Genomic DNA, 1,853 nt, shown 5'->3' with positions numbered 1-1,853 from the left:
ACGACGTCCACACACCCCGCAAGACGGGCACCACCACGTCCCGAAAGAAGAAGTCGACCACCCCACGACCCCGCCGCACAGGTTAAAGATCAAGCTAGGGCCTGTCTGACAATTCCAGTCTGATCAGCGAGATTCGGCTGAGCTGGCAATCTGGAGGTGCGCCGATCGGCTGGGGGACTGGGCAGTGGCTACGAACGGCGGGCCAGTAGATGGGCGTCGAGGAAGCCCCGATCAGAGGCTGGATCGTGGAGCAGCCGGGCGAAGGGATCGAGCCCAGCATCGCCCAGCAGTTCGGCGAGGCGATCCACCGGCCAGCTGTAGGCGGGCGCCACCTTGTGGTCGAACCGGACCGGTTCTTGTCCGTCGGTCCCGAAGAAGGAGACCAGGAGCAGACCGTCCGGCGCCAGGACGCGCACCTGTTCGGTGAGCAGTTCCGGAAGTTCTCCAGGAGGGGTGTGGATCATTGAGTAGTGGGCCAGTACGCCGCCGAGCGCGGCGTCCTCGATCGGCAGGGATTCCATCCGCGCCTCTTGGAAGCGTAGCGCCGGATGGGCCTGCCGGGCGTGGTCGACCATGCCGGAGGCAAGGTCGAGTCCGAAGGCGTCCAGGCCGAGTTCGTGCAGCATGGCTGTCAGATGTCCGGGCCCGCACCCGACGTCCGCTGCCCGCAGGTTGCCCGTCGCGCGCACCAGTTCGGCGAAGGTGCCGATCATGGCCCGGGAGAAAGGCTGTGTCTCCAGCCGGTTTGCGAACAGCGATGCGTACAGCTCGACGACACCGTCGTAGGCCGTCCTGGTCTCGTCCTGATGATTCGCCACGGGCAGGACTCTATAGCCGGTCTGATAATTGATCTTGTGGTAGGTCGAGGTGAGTTGACGGATGCGGCATGGAGGCGGATAGAGCCCCTTTTGCCTCAGGCGGACGGACGGGGCCGTCCGTGGCGTGATCACCGGCAGGTGGTCAACGGGGTGCTGTGGCGGCTGCGGGCCGGGGCTCCGTGGCGGGATCTTCCCGACCGGTTCGGGCCGTGGCAGACAGTCTACGAGCGGTTCGCCCGCTGGGAGGCGGACGGCACCTGGGCACGGTTGCTGGAGCATGTTCAGGTCCGCGATGACGCGGTGGGCCGGGTGGAATGGACCGTCTCCGTCGACTCCACCATCAACCGAGCTCACCAGCACGCAGTCGGCGCCCGCAAAAAGGGGATGCGAACGGGGACGAACTGGAAGTTCCGGGCCGCTCGCAGGCGCGCCAGGCCCTCGGCCGCTCCCGAGGCGGACTGACCACCAAAGTCCATCTCGCCGTCGATGGCCGGGGCCTGCCCCTGTCGATTGTGCTCACGCCCGGCAACGTCAACGACGCTACGGCGTTCGGCCAGGTGCTCGACGGCATCCGCACCCCGCGCCTCGGCACGGGCCGCCCGCGCACGACACCGGACCGTGTGCTGGGTGACAAGGCGTATTCCAGCAGGTCCATCCGTCATCTGCTGAGGCGCCGGGGCATCGCTGCCACGATCCCCGAGCGCCGCGACCAGGCGGCGAACCGCCGCCGACGCGGAGCCCTCGGCGGCCGGCCTTCGATAAGGTCACCTACCGCGACCGCCAAGTCGTCGAACGATGCTTCGCCCACCTCAAGCAGTTCCGCGCGATCGCGACCCGGTTCGACAAGCTCGGCGACCGCTACCGTGCCGGAGTTGTCCTGGCTTCCTTGATCCTCTCGCTCCGCGAGTCCACGGGTGATCATTTGTCAGACAGGCCCTAGCCTCGGGCTTTCACTTGGAGTCCGTCCGGATCATGGGCGTGAACGCGAAAGTGCCTTCTGAGCTGGGACGATGAACCTTGTCGAGGGGTTCTGTC

1 protein-coding gene and 1 pseudogene are annotated in these 1,853 nt (G+C 66.7%); one reads left to right on the top strand and one right to left on the bottom strand.

Translation table 11 applies throughout. The annotated features are described in order from the left end of the window. Positions 1-188: 188 nt before the first annotated feature. Positions 189-818, bottom strand: coding sequence for a class I SAM-dependent methyltransferase (locus CR470_RS37725; RefSeq protein ID WP_097872253.1), 630 nt, complete (start codon positions 816-818; stop codon positions 189-191). A 36-nt stretch (positions 819-854) separates the two neighbouring features. Between CR470_RS37725 and CR470_RS37720 the strand changes: the two are divergent. Next, a pseudogene (locus CR470_RS37720) lies at positions 855-1,758 on the top strand (IS5 family transposase). The last annotated feature ends 95 nt before the right edge of the window (positions 1,759-1,853 follow it).

This window comes from Streptomyces sp. rh34, assembly GCF_002551245.1.
GTDB lineage: Bacteria > Actinomycetota > Actinomycetes > Streptomycetales > Streptomycetaceae > Streptomyces.
The sequence above is the reverse complement of the archived record's forward strand: the minus strand, read 5'-3'. Positions and strand labels throughout refer to the sequence as shown.